The organism is Chromatiales bacterium (genome assembly GCA_014323925.1).
Classification (GTDB): Bacteria; Pseudomonadota; Gammaproteobacteria; order Poriferisulfidales; family Oxydemutatoraceae; genus SP5GCR1.
In genome coordinates, this window is the sequence record JACONC010000001.1 from 140,269 (window position 1) to 154,165 (window position 13,897).

Genomic DNA, 13,897 nt, shown 5'->3' on the forward strand with positions numbered 1-13,897 from the left:
CGATTTTTTTATTTGATAAGATAGATAAAGGAGGCATTATGCAGCAAAGTCAATTTTTTTCGGATTGGGAAGATCCCTTTGCCGAATCTACTGCTAAGGGAACTGCGAAGTTCGCTACCCCCCCCGTAAAAGAAGATATGTCAGAAGATATGTCAGAAGATATGTCAGAAGGTGTGTCAGAAGATGTGTCGTCGAGCGAGCAACCGCAGACTGAACAAAGTGGTATGACTGGCTTGGAGTCCATCGAGAGAGGTGCGGCTCGCATACAGGTAGACGATAAGAAGGTGATTAACTGCCGCGCTGATTTGAACCAACTGGTGCCGCTCAAATACGAATGGGCATGGAATAAATATCTGATGGCTTGTGGTAACCATTGGATGCCGCAAGAGATTAATATGACTGCTGACATAAAAATGTGGAAAGACCCCGAAGGTTTAAGTAGAGACGAGCGTATGGTCGTCAAACGTAATCTAGGATTTTTCTCTACTGCCGACTCCCTAGTTGCGAATAATCTGGTGCTTGCGGTGTATCGTCATATTACTAACCCTGAGTGTCGTCAATATTTATTGCGCCAAGCTTTTGAAGAAGCTTTGCATACTCACGCCTATCAGTATTGCATAGAGTCCTTATCTTTAGACCAAGGTGAAGTATATAATATGTATCGCGAGCTTCCGTCAGTGGCTAAAAAATCCGAATGGGCACTACCTTATACTCAGAGTTTGAGCGATCCTACATTTAAGACCGACACTTTGAAAAATAAACAACGGTTATTACGCGACCTCATTGCTTTCTATGTAGTGTTTGAAGGTATCTTTTTTTATGTCGGCTTCGCACAGATTTTGTCTATGGGACGCCGCAACAAAATGACTGGTATCTCAGAGCAGTTTCAATATATATTGCGCGACGAATCTATGCACATGAATTTCGGTATCGATGTAATCAACCAAATAAAAGTTGAAAACCCTGAATTATGGACTGAAGAGTTTAAGCGGGAAATCATTGCACTTATTATGGAAGGCGTAAAATATGAAAAGCTCTATGCCGAAGACACCATGCCACGCGGCATGTTAGGAATGACTGCTAATTTGTTTAAGCAATATGTAGAATTCATAGCCAACCGCCGTTTTAATCAAATCGGGTTACCAGCACAATTTTCAGGTGCGACCAACCCGTTTCCGTGGATGTCCGAAGTGTTAGACTTAAAGAAAGAAAAGAATTTCTTTGAAACCAGAGTGACCGAATATCAAACTGGCGGTGCCTTAAACTGGGATTAATATCTAAACCAAGCAACCATAGACCCTGCGCGCCGCAAGCTGTAGAAATATGACAGTCTAGGTGTTATGCGTAGGGTGTTCGCATTGACTGCTTGACTAAAAATATTCGTTCTCGGCGTCTTGACCATCGGGCGGCACATCGCTTTCAATCACGCCCTGCATTTGTGCTGCTTTAATCGTATTCTCTATAAGGCTGGCAACCGTCATAGGTCCAGTACCGCCAGGCATAGGCGTAATTGCCCCGGCAACTTCTTTGACTTCGTCAAAAATGACATCGCCGACAATTTTTCCGTCTACTTGAGTAATGCCAACATCAAATACCGTAGCACCTGGTTTAATCGCCGATTTTCCTATCAACGCGTTGATGCCGGTCGCAGCAACAACGATGTCAGCGTCGCGGCATATATCTTCTATAGCGTCGGTTTTAGAGTGGCAGAGTGTAACAGTCGCATCCACTCCTTGTTTAGATAATAGTAATGTCTGTGGTATGCCGACTAAAAAGGAACGTCCGATAACGACTGCCGAACGGCCTGCCGTGGTGATGTTGTATTCTTTAATCAATCGCATTACCCCGAGTGGTGTACAGGGTGCCAGGCCGACACCACCTTTGACAAGCCGTCCCATACTCTGAAAGGTTAGCCCGTCAACATCCTTTTCTGGAGGGATCATTTCCAATAAACGGTCAGTATCCAAGTGTTCGGGTAACGGTAGCTGTAATAAGATTCCGTGTATCTGGCTGTCGTCGGCGAGACTTAGTAAGGTGTCTTCAATGCCATCGTTGCTCACCTCGGCCGGTAATTTAACTAAATGCGGGGTCAAACCGGCTTTTTCGGCAAGCTGCATTTTTAGGTTCACATAGAGATGGCTAGGTGCATAGTCACCGATTAGTATGGTGGCCAGCACAATTTTCGGATTGCCTAGATCGGCTAACTTTAGCGCACAATTGTGAGCGATTTTACGCGATAGACTTTGTCCATCCATAATAACCGCTGATTGCATAGCTGTTACCTTGCTAGGTGGGTAAAGCGGGTTGCTTGGCTGGGTGTAAATAAATTAGACTTTTGCCTAGTTTACCGCCGTAGTTCCCAGCTGAGATCATCGTTAAACCTTCGCTGCCCGATGATGCTTTTATCGCTGCTTGAGTGGCTGCAATAATCGCTTTTATATTGCGACCGTTCATAATAATCTCCATTACCGATGCAACCCCTTCGGGTAAGCCATGCTCTACATCAGGATGTTGTTGTAGCATAGGGCAGAATTTTTCGTAAGTACTGGCAATCGTAAAATCGTAACGACTGCCGGCTTTGGAACCGCTACCGGCAATCCCGCCAGGGAATGTGGTGACAACCTCAGCCATAGGTGCAATCGCCTCGACACCTTTTTCGGCAGCCGCTAATGCTGAGTCGGTATCTTTGCCGAAAAACCATAAATTACCACCCATCAGACCTTCACGATAACCAAGGCGACGGTCTAATATAAACTCTCCTCCGAGTATTGGTATCCACCACATTTCCCGGCCGAAACGCTCTACACGCTTCTGATAACCATTGCCAAAATAAGCGATTTTGCGGCCTATCTGGTAATAATTTTCGCTATCCTCCAACATATTGAAGCAGGAGGCAGTCGGACAAGTCAATATATTTTGACTGATGCGCACCAATGCCGCTTTCTCAAGTCTCTGCACTCGGTCTTTCCAAAAGCGTGGCACATGCAGCTGAACGATAGCACCTGGTCTGCCATCTGGGGTTTGTACGCTGTCATCGCCTCCCGGTCCGACATAGCGATCTAAACCAGCTTCACAATCGCAAAGTATCGAACTAGACGCATTACCAGTGCACGCGTTAACTGCGTGATCCAACCATTTGCGATCGCGCGCAGTAATCAGAAACTCTACATAAAGGCTCTTAAAAGCCTCTGCATAAGTATCATCTATTATGGTATCCATCAATCTCGCCCTTTACCCTCGTATACTGCTTTTTCGGTAATCACTTTGTCCATAAATATATCGTGAGGCCCTACCAGTATTTCGTCGCACAACTGCGATTCATAACAGATGGCTACCAGCGGACAATCTTTGCGAACCTTTTCCAGCAATCGATCATAATATCCCTGACCGTTGCCCATCCGTCCGCCGTTTTTGTCAAAACCAACTCCCGGCACCATTACGATGTCAAGCTCTTCAGGCTTCGCTTCTTTATCTGGGTTACCCCACAGTTCGCGCGGTGGTTCCAATATATTCCATTTTCCAACGATAAGCTCGTCAAAGCTCTCCAAATGCCACAGCCCCAGTTTATTATCGCCTTTGTCGTCTACCGTGCAATAAGGGACGATAATTTTTCTGTCCTGTTTTTCAATTTCCTGTTGCAGATGTTTTTTGGTGCGGGTCTCTGATCGACAGTCTATGTACCACATTGCAGTTGTTGCGCTTTGGTATTCCGTCAATGCGATAAACTTATCGCAAATCTTCTCGCTAATCTCGTCTTTTTTTTCTTGTGCTGCTCTCGCATCGTAGGCTTTACGCCGCATTAAGTTCTTTTTTTCCATTAGAACTTTCAGTTCTTCTTGTGTCAATGACATATTTTTTACTCCTTATAAAAGAATGGGATAATCAGTTAAAGCTTTAGCGTGTTTATTTTAAGCAAGCTATTATATAATATACCGCTATTCAATGGCAGCAGCCCAGCCCTAGTTTTTTCAATCGCCAATAGTTATATGGCCAAGGTGTGATAAAACCTGCTAATAGCATAGGTAATATCACCGTCGGCGTCAATAGTGCACCGCCAGTCATAATAAAATCGGTTGTATTCATTGCCGCTTCCATTGCCAGCATGGATAGAAAACTCATCCCCATCGCTGTTCGCAATGCAGTTATCAATGGAAAATGTTGCCGCCGCATCAAAATAAAAGTCTCTAGTACGATACTGGTAATCAAGCCGTTGGTCATCGCCAGTAGCATAATATAAAGCGTATGCCAGGGTATACCAGTGAACTGAAAATACGCAATAGTGCCTAAATCACCAATAGCACAACCTATCAGACACCACATCGTGTTATACGCACTCTTTGCCCAAAGCTGTCCGGATGTCCAAAAATCTATCATAATGGCCGATTAGCAAGTTCTAACAAACATTATTTCGGGTGCTTCGGTTTTATATCTTTTATGAATAGTATTTTGATCAAGCTTACCAGCGTTCAAAGATTGTTATATATCTCACATCAGTGGTATAAGCACTGCACATGAAGTTTTATGCAGGGTAGCTCAGTATAACTCCGAGGCCATGAGTATGCTGTCGTGTATAAGCTCAAGTACATTATCAATCATAGGTCAGGGGATCAATCATAGGTCAGTGGATCAATCATCGGTCAGTGATTGCACCTTCGGAAGCTGAAGCGACCAACCGCGCATATTTAGCAAGTGTACCATGCCGATGTTTTACCTGCGGTGCTTGCCATTTTTTCAGCCGGTTTTTGATTTGTGCAGCCGACAAGTTAAGATCAATCTTTCTTGCTATCGCATCAATCGTAATCGAGTCCCCATCTCGGATGATCGCCAAAGGACCACCAGCTGCCGCCTCAGGTGTAATATGTCCGACGACGAAACCGTGGCTACCTCCGGAGAAGCGGCCGTCGGTAATCAATGCAACATCGTTGCCTAAACCGCGACCCATAATCGCCGAGGTCGGTGACAACATCTCGCGCATACCAGGACCGCCGCGTGGACCTTCATAGCGAATGACGACGACATCTCCTTTTTTGATTTTGCCAGCTAAGATACTTTGCAGAGCTTCCTCTTCGGAATTATATACGCGCGCCGGCCCAGTAAATTGACTACCTTCTTTACCAGTAATCTTGGCAACTGCACCGCGCGGTGCTAGGTTGCCGCGCAAAATGACCAGATGTCCGTCTGCTTTAATCGGTCGGTCCCAGCTGCGGATAATGTTTTGGTTTTTAGGATAGTCGGGTGTATTTTTTAGATCTTCGGCCAGTGTTCTACCAGTGACAGTCAAACAATCACCGTGTAATAATCCTTTTTCCAACAGTTGTTTCATCAACGGGCGTATACCTCCAATGCGTATCAGTTCGGACATCCGATAGCGACCGCTGGGTCTAAGATCAGCAAGCACAGGCACCTTACGCCCTAGTCTGGAGAAGTCGTCGAGCTTTAGTTTAACGCCAGCACTGTGTGCCATGGCTATCAGATGCAACACTGCATTGGTTGAACCACCGAGCGCAGTGACCACCGTGATAGCGTTTTCAAATGCTTTTTTGGTCATGATGTCACGCGGTAATATTTGTTTATTGATTAAGTTGAGCAACAGTTTGCCGGCGGTAGTGCAATCTTCTGCTTTGGCACGCGACACTGCATTTTGCGCTGAACTGTTTGGCCCGCTCATACCCAGTGCTTCTATAGCCGAAGCCATCGTATTAGCGGTGTACATACCACCGCAGGATCCGGCACCCGGAATCGCACGCGATTCAATTTGCTTAAGTCGCCTAGCACTTAGATTTCCAGCTGCTCTACTGCCGACACTTTCAAATACACTGATGATATCCAATTTCTTTTTGCCTAGAGTCCCCGGCAGTATCGTACCACCGTATATAAACACCGCTGGTCGGTTTAAGCGCGCAATTGCCATCATGCAGCCAGGCATATTTTTATCGCATCCACCGATAGCTATAAGCCCGTCAAAGCCTTCGCAGCCGACCACTGTCTCGATAGAGTCGGCAATCACTTCGCGCGACACCAGTGAATATTTCATTCCTTCACTACCCATAGAAATACCATCTGAGACGGTGATAGTGCCGAATATTAAGGCTTTGCCACCGGCGTCGTCAACCGCCTTTGCAGCACGCCGAGCCAAACGATCAATGTGCATATTACAAGGTGTGACCTCTGCCCAAGTAGATGCAATCCCGATCTGAGGTTTATTGAAATCTTTATCTTTGAAACCCACTGCGCGCAACATTGAACGACTGGGTGCGCGCGCATCTCCGTCCACGATAATCGACGAATAAGGTCTAGTATTTTTTGCCATTGCTCTATTATATACAACAAAAGCTGAACAGACAGCATATACATGCTTTAGTTGTAGCATAGTATACTGTACTAGATTACAATAATTTTTTAGAAAGCGAATGGAAGAGTTCAATATCATTAAGCAAACTATAGAGGATTTGACACAACGCAGCGATGCGCTGAGGAGGTATCTTTGACATTGATGCAAAGCAAGAACGCTATAAGGCTTTGAGTCGTGAGTTGCAAGATCAGGCTATTTGGCACCAGCAAGAGCGGGTCCGCGGTCTGAGTAAAGAGCGTAGTATTTTAGAAAAAATCATAACTGACTTAAGTGCATTGGAACAAGGTTTGACAGACAGCCGTGCGTTACTTGAACTTGCCGAGCAAGAGCAAGACACCGATACCCTAACGGCATTGGCAGACGATATACAAAAACTATCCGAGCGGGTCGCAGCTCTGGAGTTTCAGCGTATGTTTGGTGGTCGGATGGATGCTAATAATGCGTATCTAGATATCAATTCTGGTTCCGGCGGCACTGAAGCTCAGGATTGGGCAGAGATGTTGTTGCGTATGTATTTGCGTTGGGCTGAGCGGCAAGGCTTTAAGACCAACATCACTGGAATATCGCCGGGGGAAGTTGCTGGAATTAAAAGTACAACTATTTACCTACAAGGTGATTATGCATACGGTTGGTTGCGCAGTGAAACTGGCATACACAGATTGGTGCGTAAGTCGCCGTTCAATGCTGGCAACAAACGGCATACTTCCTTTGCTTCGGTATTCGTTTACCCTGAAGTTGATGATGAAGTCGAGATAGAAATCAATCCGAGTGATCTGCGTATTGATGTTTATCGAGCGAGTGGTGCAGGTGGTCAACATGTCAACAAAACCGAATCAGCGGTTAGAATTACACACCTGCCGACTTCTATCGTCGTGCAGTGTCAAAGTGATAGGTCACAGCATAAGAATAAAAGTGTTGCAATGAAACAACTAAAAGCTAAGCTCTATGAATTGGAAATGCGCAAAAAGCTAGGTGAAAAACAAGCAGCGGAAGAGAGTAAATCCGATATAGGATGGGGCAATCAAATACGCTCTTATGTGTTGGATCAATCGCGTATCAAAGATCTGCGCACCCGCTACGAGAATACTGATACGCAAGCAGTGCTTGACGGAGATATCACCGCGTTTATAGAAGAAAGCCTCAAGCAAGGTTATTGATAGAGAACATGCCATGAGCGACGAAGCTGCCGACCGCAGAGCAAAACTAGCTAAGCTACTACAACGGGGCGACATTTATCCTAACAATATTGAACGTACGCTTGCCGAACATTTTCAAGTGCAGTACGGGCACTTAACACGCGACGAGTTAGAAAAACACAATGTATCGGCGGCACTCGCTGGGCGAGTAATGGCAAAACGACAAATGAGTAAGACCAGTTTTATTGAATTACACGATGCGAGTGCCAAGATACAGCTAATGCTCAGTATGACCAACCCCGAGATAGTGCAGACTTTTGAATTACTCGATAGCGGCGATATAGTCTCTGCCACTGGTACTCTAACGAAGACTAAAACCGGCGAGTTGAGTGTACGGGTGAAGGCACTGCGTATACTGGCAAAATCTATACATCCTTTACCTGAAAAATTTCATGGTTTAGCCGATATAGAAACTCGCTATAGAAAACGCTATTTAGATTTAATCATCAACGCCGATAGCTTGGCAGTATTTGAAAAACGTTCTCGGATTATCGCTTACCTACGGTCATATTTAGGTGGCGTTGGTTTTCTTGAGGTAGAAACGCCGATGATGCAAGGGTTGTCCGGCGGTGCTGCAGCCAAACCTTTTGTGACCCATCACAATGCTTTGGATATGACATTGTATTTGCGGGTTGCCCCTGAACTTTATCTCAAGAGATTGCTAGTTGGTGGGTTTGAAAAAGTCTACGAATTGAATCGCAATTTCAGAAATGAAGGTATATCAAGCCATCATAATCCGGAATTTACGATGCTCGAGTTTTATCAAGCGTACACAGATTATCGCCTAGCGATGGATAGAACTGAGGATCTGCTGAGAAATTGTCAACTGTACCTGCAAGAGCAATTTCCGCACCCACCGCCAGCTAGTGATTGTGATTTAAGCCAGCCGTTTGTACGCATGACTTTCAAGCAAGCACTGCTAGAATATATAGACGACTTGAACGAACAATCCTTAGATAATCCGCAGGTATTAAAAAACTGTGCGCTGAGCAAAGGCATTACAGTAGGTGACATTGACAATCCTTATTTGTTACAGATGGCATTGTTTGAAAAACAAGTTGAACCACAGTTGCAAAAACCTACTTTTGTAACAGATTATCCGACTATTGTTTCACCGCTTGCGCATTCAAAACCAGACACTCCCGATGTTGCTGAGCGATTTGAATTGTTCGTGTCAGGCTATGAAATTGCTAACGGTTTTTCGGAACTGAACAATCCCATTGAGCAAGCCCGCCGACTGAAAGCGCAAGCGCAGCAAAAAAGCATTGGCGACGACGAAGCAATGTATTACGATGCTGACTATATAGAGGCTCTAGAATATGCCATGCCGCCAGCCGCAGGTGTCGGTATTGGTATAGATCGCCTAGTGATGATACTGACTGGTTGCACCGCGATTAAAGATGTTATCCTTTTCCCGTTATTACATGCTAAGAAATAGTAGGGGCTAAGAAATAGTAGGGCGCAGAAGCGTATTGTTACAGCACGCCCAACGCAATGACACTGTACACTAGCACCTGCGGTCTCTGCTTTGTGTAGAAACCTAGCAATTCAAGGTTGTCTTTACGGTTTTAAACTTTCTAGTTATCTTTTATTGTGCATTTGGTAGAATATAGTATTTTAAGCTTATGAAAACAGCAAACGAAATTAGACAATCTTTTCTAGATTTTTTCGTGGCAAAGGCGCATCGGCTGGTACCTTCTGCTCCGCTAGTGCCGGCGAACGACCCCACCTTATTGTTCACCAACGCCGGGATGGTGCAATTCAAGGATATATTCTTGGGTAAAGAACAAGCATCTTATAAGCGAGCGGTCAGTAGCCAGTGTTGTATACGCGCAGGCGGCAAGCATAATGATCTGGAAAATGTTGGTTATACCTATCGTCATCATACATTTTTCGAGATGTTGGGTAATTTTAGTTTCGGCGATTATTTTAAGCGTGAGGCTATCGCGTATGCTTGGGAATATATCACTGAGGTATTGCTACTGCCTAAAGATAGGTTGTGGATTACAGTTTTTGATAAAGACGACGAGGCTGCACGAATCTGGCTTAGGGAGATAGGTATCGGCGAGGATCGTTTAGTGCGCACTGGTGCGCGTGATAATTTTTGGACGATGGGTGAGGTTGGTCCCTGTGGTCCTTGTAGCGAGATATTTTACGATCACGGTGCAGGTATAGCCGGTGGTGCGCCTGGCACTGCGCAACAAGAAGGCGACCGCTATGTAGAGTTATGGAACCTCGTGTTTATGCAACACGAGCGAGACGCCAACGGCGTGCTTTCGGATTTACCTAGACTTTCGGTCGATACCGGCATGGGGCTTGAGCGTATCGCTGCAGTCATGCAAGGCGTATGCGATAATTATCAAACCGATCTATTTATGCCGTTAATCGACGCGATTACCGAACTGAGTGCGGATCAATCCTCAGACGATGCCTCGCAAAAAGTGATTGCTGACCATTTGCGTTCCAGTAGTTTTTTAATTGTCGACGGTGTTGTTCCATCTAACGAGAGGCGTGGCTATGTATTGCGGCGTATTATTCGCCGCGCTTTGCGGCACGGTCATAAGCTGGGTATCAGCGAGCCTTTTTTTTATAAACTGGTGTCGCCACTGGTTGAGAATATGGCTGCAGCTTATCCGATACTAAAAGAAAAGGCAGCTTATATAGAGCAAACACTAAAGAAAGAGGAACAACGTTTCGGTGAGACTTTGATTGTTGGTTTGAGTATGTTGGATGCGCATATCAAAGAGATGTCATCTAAGGTTTTACCTGGTGATTTGGTCTTTAAGCTGTACGATACTTACGGTTTTCCTTTAGACTTAACTCAAGATATTGCGCGAGAAAAAAAGCTAACCGTAGACCTCGCCGGATTCAATCGTTTGATGGACGAACAGCGTACACAAGCGAAACAAGCGAGTTGCTTTATCGACCGCACTGAGATTTTAGATATTGCCGCACCCGCACAGCAATTTAGTGGCTATCATAAGAGCGACGAAAGCAGCGTTATCAGAGAAATTTTTTGCCAAGGTCTAAAGGTTCAGACTATCAACGAAGGCGCGCGTGCGACTATTTTATTAGACAGCACCCCGTTTTATGGAGAATCGGGTGGTCAAGTCGGCGATATAGGAAAATTGACAACTGCAAGCGCGTTGTTTGAAGTAGAAGATACGCAAAAACAAGGTGATTATCACAAGCATATCGGTATTCTCAAACACGGCACTTTAACCACCGGCGAAGCAGTGCAAGCCTCTATCGATAATGCGCGTAGAAAAGCCATTGTATTAAATCATTCGGCGACCCACTTGCTGCACGCTGCGTTAAAACAAGTGCTGGGGGAGAGTGTAGTGCAAAAAGGTTCTTTAGTGACAGATACGCATTTACGTTTTGATTTTGCGCATCACCGCGCAGTGTCCGATGAACAAATCAAACAGATAGAGCAAATAGTCAACGAGCAAATTCGTTTGAATGTGGCGGTTGAAGACGAGGTTATGGCTAAGGATGCGGCGATGCAGCGTGGTGCAGTGGCGTTATTCGGAGAAAAATATGGAGAGCAAGTGCGAGTATTAAGTATGGGAGATTTCTCTACTGAGTTATGCGGCGGTACGCATGTCGGCAGAACCGGTGATATAGGGTTATTTAAGATCGTATCAGAGGGCGGAGTAGCTGCTGGTGTGCGCCGTATACAGGCAGTTACTGGTGCCGCAGCACTCGCCCGCGTGCAAGCTGACGAACTATGTTTGAACGAATTGCAAACCCATCTAAAAGCGACTCCTGAGGAGATTGTCGCTAAGGTTAAGCAGTTGTTGCACAGCAATAAGCAGCTGAAGCGAGAAATAGAACAGCTTGCCACCGGGAGCAAAGGTGATGACGAGTTATTATCTAGAGCATCGGAGATCAATGGCATACAAGTTTTAGCGGCGCGTGTCAAACACGCGGATACAAAGATAATGCGCAAGTTGATTGACCAAATGAAGATAAAGCTCGGTAATGCGGCAATTGTTTTAGGTGCAGAAAAAAATAACCGAGCGATATTGGTTGCCGGTGTCAGCAAAAGCTGTGCAGACCGCATTTCGGCAGAGCGGATGATTAACGCGGTTGCCGCCTTAGTCGACGGCAAAGGTGGTGGACGTTCGGATATGGCTGAAGCCGGTGGTAAAAATCCGGCTGCTTTAGATCAAGCACTAGCAACTGTCCCACAGTGGGTGCGTGATCATCTGGCAGCTTGATTACCGTGCCGCTCTAAATAATCATTGTAATCTCTAGTGCAATTTTCCGAACCTATTTTCCTAACCTATTTTCCTAACCCATTTTCCTAACCCATTTTCCTAACCTACTGCTTTATCTTCCTGTTTATGATTGATGCACTTAAAAAGAAGCTGGCAAAGAGAATGTATATCTACAGACAGCTAGATGTATTTAATATGCAATACCACCGTCTAGTCGGTTTAGCCAACGATACGATCGGTCGTCACACCTAGACTGAGACAATCAGATAGCAACATAAAATGCGTACGCGTATCAAGTTCTGTGGTATTAATCAACAAACCGATTTTGCTTATGCGGCAGCATTGGGTGTTGATGCGGTCGGTCTGGTTTTCTACCCATCAAGCCCCCGTTATATAGATATCGAAAAAGCACAGAAATTATTGAGTAAAGTGACTAGAATAGTGACCACAGTTGCTTTATTTATGGATGCAAGCCGAGAATTTGTTGCGCGTGTGTTAAATAGTGTCAATGTTGATTACCTACAATTTCACGGTGGTGAGTCGCCGACATTTTGTACATCGTTTTCGTTGCCTTATATTAAAGCGATACCTATGGCGGATAGTGAGGAAGCAAGAAAAATGATAGCGGCACATAGTAATAGTGCAGATATATTATTGTTCGATAGTCATCGTGCTGGAATGGCTGGAGGTACAGGTGTTGCTTTTGATTGGCATCAATTACCCAAAACTGATGTCCCTATATTTATTGCCGGCGGCTTGACACCAGAAAATGTCGGGCAAGCGATTGCTACCTGCCATCCGCACGGCGTTGATGTGGTGAGTGGTGTAGAATCAGTGGCTGGCGTTAAAGATCATATTAAAATGAGAGCTTTCGTACAAGCAGTTTTACGGGCTGATAACGATAGTTCTGTATAACAGGAGTAAACTAGTTGCAATGAAAGCATTACAAGAAAGCGCAAATACAACTGGACATTTCGGTCCCTACGGCGGTCGTTTTGTCTCCGAGACATTGATGTGGCCGTTAGAGGAGTTAGAAGAGGCCTATCTGTGCTACAAGGACGATGCCGATTTTATTGCCGAATACGAGGATGATCTGCGTCATTATGTAGGCCGTCCTAGTCCGTTATATTTAGCTCGTCGGTGGAGCGAAGCTTTGCAAGGCGCGCAAATCTACTTGAAGCGTGAGGATCTAAATCACACTGGTGCGCATAAAATTAACAGTGCACTGGGACAAGCATTGCTCGCTAAGCGTATGCATAAAAAGCGTATTATTGCCGAGACCGGCGCCGGACAGCACGGCGTTGCCACCGCAACGGTGGCTGCACGACTAGGTCTGGAGTGCGTGGTTTATATGGGGAGTGAGGATATTAAAAGACAAAGGCCCAATGTTTATCGCATGGAATTGCTAGGTGCCGAAGTGGTACCAGTCAAAAGCGGTTCGCGTACGCTAAAGGATGCTTTGAATGAGGCGATGCGTGATTGGGTGACTTATGTCGATGAGACTTTTTATATTATTGGCACGGTCGCCGGTCCTCATCCATATCCGACGATGGTGCGCCATTTTCAATCGGTAATAGGGCGCGAAACTAAGCAGCAGATAGTGGAATTGGGTATTGCATCGCCGCGCGCATTGCTTGCGTGTGTCGGCGGTGGATCTAATGCACTGGGTTTTTTCTATGATTTTTTAGACGATGAAGATATTCAATTATACGGTGTAGAAGCGGGTGGCGAAGGTCTAGATAGCGGCTACCATTCGGCATCGCTGACCGCTGGCAAGCCTGGCGTATTGCACGGAAACCGCACTTATTTACTCGAAGATAACGACGGTCAGATACTGCCGGCACATTCGGTTTCGGCAGGTTTGGATTATCCCGGAGTAGGGCCCGAACACGCCTGGCTCAAGGATAGCGGGCGAGTTTCTTATGTCACCGTGACAGATAAACAGGCACTGGAGGCATTCCATCACTTAACCCGATACGAAGGCATTATCCCGGCTCTGGAGAGTAGCCACGCGCTCGCTTATGCTGCACAACTGGCAAAGCATTATAAAAAACACGAGTCTATTATTATCAATTTATCGGGACGAGGGGATAAAGATTTAGAGACGGTTCGTAATTTCTTATAAG

At 45.5% G+C, this 13,897-nt stretch carries 11 protein-coding genes; 6 read left to right on the top strand and 5 right to left on the bottom strand.

The genetic code is table 11. The annotated features are described in order from the left end of the window. The first annotated feature begins 38 nt into the window (after nucleotides 1–38). A complete protein-coding gene (locus GDA45_00655; protein ID MBC6413436.1) occupies nucleotides 39–1,274 on the top strand; it encodes a ribonucleotide-diphosphate reductase subunit beta in 1,236 nt (411 codons plus the stop codon). Nucleotides 1,275–1,370: 96 nt separating this feature from the next. Here the strand turns inward: GDA45_00655 and GDA45_00660 are convergent, their stop codons facing one another. The 5 genes from GDA45_00660 to ilvD all read right to left on the bottom strand — a co-directional run bounded on the left by GDA45_00660 (nucleotide 1,371) and on the right by ilvD (nucleotide 6,310). Next, entirely contained in the window at nucleotides 1,371–2,273 is a 903-nt protein-coding gene (locus tag GDA45_00660; GenBank protein ID MBC6413437.1) for a bifunctional 5,10-methylenetetrahydrofolate dehydrogenase/5,10-methenyltetrahydrofolate cyclohydrolase, read from the bottom strand. Between the two features lie 13 nt (nucleotides 2,274–2,286). Next, nucleotides 2,287–3,219 carry a formylmethanofuran--tetrahydromethanopterin N-formyltransferase gene (gene fhcD, locus GDA45_00665; protein MBC6413438.1) on the bottom strand — a complete coding sequence of 311 codons (933 nt, stop codon included), beginning with the start codon at nucleotides 3,217–3,219 and terminating at the stop codon, nucleotides 2,287–2,289. Next, nucleotides 3,219–3,818, bottom strand: a complete 600-nt coding sequence (locus GDA45_00670; GenBank protein ID MBC6413439.1) for a 5-formyltetrahydrofolate cyclo-ligase — start codon at nucleotides 3,816–3,818, stop codon at nucleotides 3,219–3,221. The genes fhcD and GDA45_00670 overlap by 1 nt, the downstream gene beginning before the upstream one ends. 121 nt (nucleotides 3,819–3,939) lie before the next feature. Further along, complete coding sequence (locus GDA45_00675) at nucleotides 3,940–4,374, bottom strand: DUF4396 domain-containing protein (protein MBC6413440.1); 435 nt, start codon at nucleotides 4,372–4,374, stop codon at nucleotides 3,940–3,942. A 256-nt stretch (nucleotides 4,375–4,630) separates the two neighbouring features. Continuing rightward, a complete protein-coding gene (gene ilvD, locus GDA45_00680; protein ID MBC6413441.1) occupies nucleotides 4,631–6,310 on the bottom strand; it encodes a dihydroxy-acid dehydratase in 1,680 nt (559 codons plus the stop codon). A 100-nt stretch (nucleotides 6,311–6,410) separates the two neighbouring features. On the opposite strand from ilvD, the gene prfB reads away from it, so the two are divergent. The 5 genes from prfB (at nucleotide 6,411) to trpB (ending at nucleotide 13,896) form a co-directional block, all read left to right on the top strand. Continuing rightward, nucleotides 6,411–7,509 (top strand): peptide chain release factor 2 gene (gene prfB / locus GDA45_00685; protein MBC6413442.1). Its coding sequence is split into 2 segments (ribosomal slippage): nucleotides 6,411–6,485 and nucleotides 6,487–7,509, totalling 1,098 coding nucleotides; the frame shifts between segments, so codons are not numbered across the junction. 13 nt (nucleotides 7,510–7,522) lie between these two features. Next, nucleotides 7,523–8,986, top strand: coding sequence for a lysine--tRNA ligase (gene lysS / locus GDA45_00690; GenBank protein MBC6413443.1), 1,464 nt, complete (start codon nucleotides 7,523–7,525; stop codon nucleotides 8,984–8,986). Between the two features lie 187 nt (nucleotides 8,987–9,173). Further along, the gene (gene alaS / locus GDA45_00695; GenBank protein MBC6413444.1) at nucleotides 9,174–11,771 is read left to right on the top strand and encodes an alanine--tRNA ligase; all 2,598 of its coding nucleotides are present in this window, start codon (nucleotides 9,174–9,176) and stop codon (nucleotides 11,769–11,771) included. A gap of 279 nt (nucleotides 11,772–12,050) precedes the next feature. Continuing rightward, complete coding sequence (locus GDA45_00700) at nucleotides 12,051–12,686, top strand: phosphoribosylanthranilate isomerase (protein MBC6413445.1); 636 nt, start codon at nucleotides 12,051–12,053, stop codon at nucleotides 12,684–12,686. A gap of 19 nt (nucleotides 12,687–12,705) precedes the next feature. Continuing rightward, entirely contained in the window at nucleotides 12,706–13,896 is a 1,191-nt protein-coding gene (gene trpB, locus GDA45_00705) for a tryptophan synthase subunit beta (GenBank protein MBC6413446.1), read from the top strand. Nucleotide 13,897 lies beyond the last annotated feature (1 nt).

Excerpts from the sequence above, each read along its gene's own strand:
- GDA45_00655 (MBC6413436.1), top strand. The coding sequence starts at position 39 with ATGCAGCAAAGTCAATTTTTTTCGGATTGGGAAGATCCCTTTGCCGAA.
- GDA45_00660 (MBC6413437.1), bottom strand. The coding sequence starts at position 2,273 with ATGCAATCAGCGGTTATTATGGATGGACAAAGTCTATCGCGTAAAATC.
- fhcD (MBC6413438.1), bottom strand. The coding sequence starts at position 3,219 with ATGGATACCATAATAGATGATACTTATGCAGAGGCTTTTAAGAGCCTT.
- GDA45_00670 (MBC6413439.1), bottom strand. The coding sequence starts at position 3,818 with ATGGAAAAAAAGAACTTAATGCGGCGTAAAGCCTACGATGCGAGAGCA.
- GDA45_00675 (MBC6413440.1), bottom strand. The coding sequence starts at position 4,374 with ATGATAGATTTTTGGACATCCGGACAGCTTTGGGCAAAGAGTGCGTAT.
- ilvD (MBC6413441.1), bottom strand. The coding sequence starts at position 6,310 with ATGGCAAAAAATACTAGACCTTATTCGTCGATTATCGTGGACGGAGAT.
- lysS (MBC6413443.1), top strand. The coding sequence starts at position 7,523 with ATGAGCGACGAAGCTGCCGACCGCAGAGCAAAACTAGCTAAGCTACTA.
- alaS (MBC6413444.1), top strand. The coding sequence starts at position 9,174 with ATGAAAACAGCAAACGAAATTAGACAATCTTTTCTAGATTTTTTCGTG.
- GDA45_00700 (MBC6413445.1), top strand. The coding sequence starts at position 12,051 with ATGCGTACGCGTATCAAGTTCTGTGGTATTAATCAACAAACCGATTTT.
- trpB (MBC6413446.1), top strand. The coding sequence starts at position 12,706 with ATGAAAGCATTACAAGAAAGCGCAAATACAACTGGACATTTCGGTCCC.